This window comes from Streptomyces phytophilus (assembly GCF_013870535.1).
GTDB lineage: Bacteria > Actinomycetota > Actinomycetes > Streptomycetales > Streptomycetaceae > Streptomyces > Streptomyces phytophilus.
Genome location: NZ_JACBXC010001433.1, coordinates 1 through 1,447, shown reverse-complemented (window position 1 = coordinate 1,447; position 1,447 = coordinate 1). Strand labels below are relative to the sequence as shown.

Annotated in this window: 1 protein-coding gene; it reads left to right on the top strand. The window is 74.2% G+C overall.

The features are described 5' to 3' along the window. On the top strand, positions 1–1,447 hold a 1,447-nt coding region (locus tag H5J30_RS33065), incomplete at both ends, for an arylsulfatase (protein ID WP_181791396.1).

The following is a 1,447-nucleotide window of genomic DNA, read 5'->3' as shown; positions in this document are numbered from 1 at the left end:
GCAGCCCCCGCGGCGACCGCCCCAACATCGTGCTGATCGTCGCCGACGACCTCGGCTACGGCGAACTCGGCTCGTACGGCCAGCAGCTCATCCGCACCCCCCACCTCGACCGGCTCGCCGCCGACGGCCTGCGGTTCACCGCGGCGTACGCCTCCGCGCCCGTCTGCGCGCCCTCGCGCGCCTCCCTGCTGACGGGCCTGCACAGCGGCCGGGCCCGGGTCCGGGAGAACCCGATGCGCGGCATCCAGCCCTCCATCGGCGACGGCGACACCACCGTCGCCGAGCTGCTGCGGGCGCGCGGGTACCGCACGGCGTGCATCGGCAAGTGGGGCTTCGGCCCCGAGGAGCCGGACCAGCACAGCCACCCCAACTACCGCGGCTTCGAGGAGTTCTACGGCTATCTGACCCACCGGCACGCGCACTACTACTTCCCGCAGTACCTGTGGCACAACGCCCGCCGCGTGCCGCTCGCGGGCAACGGGGACGGCGGGCGCGGCACGTACGCGCCCGCGCTGTTCTCCGCGCGCGCCCTGGAGTTCGTCCGCACCCACGCCGAGGAGCCGTTCTTCCTCTACCTCTCCCCCAACGTGCCGCACGCCCCGAGCACCGTGCCGGACACCGGCGAGTACAGCGACACGGACTGGAAGCCGGAGGACAAGGGGCACGCCGCGCAGGTCGCGAACTTCGACGAGATGGTCGGCCAGGTCATCGACGAGCTGTACGCGCAGCGCATCGCCGAGGACACCGTGGTGATCGTCACCAGCGACAACGGCCGGCACGAGGAGGGCGGCGTGACCCCCGCGCTCTTCCAGCGCGAACGCCCCCTGCGCGGCTACAAGCGGAACCTGTACGAGGGCGGCATCCGGGTGCCGTTCATCGCCTGGTCCCCGTACCGCATCCGCCCGGGCGTCGTGGACCGGCCGACGCCCCACATAGACCTGCTGCCCACCCTCGCGGAGCTGGGCGGCGCCCCCGCGCCCCGGGACGTCGACGGGCTGTCCCTCGCGCCGCTGCTCACCGGCACGGGGCCGGCGCCCCGGCACGAGTTCCTCTACTGGTACCGCAACGAGCGCGCCTCCACGCCGCTGGCCCGCGCCGCCGACCACGACCGGATCGGCCGGATCTCCGAGGCGGTGCGCGCCGGCGACTGGAAGGCGGTGCGCTTCGCGCCCGGCAAGGACCGCGGGGCGCCGGACGACCGCTGGCAGGTGGAGCTGTACAACCTGGCGGACGACCCCGTCGAGTCCGTCGACCGCGCCGCGGACCGACCGGACATCGCCGCCCGGCTGGTGCAGGTCATGCGGCGCGAGTGGCACGACACGTACGACCGCGAGCCCTTCGGCGTACGCATCGGCGCCCCGCCCTACGCCGAGCCGGGCCGCACCCTGACCGTCACCGCCACCCTGCACAACGGGTCCGGCACCCTGTGGACCGAGCCGCGGGTGCA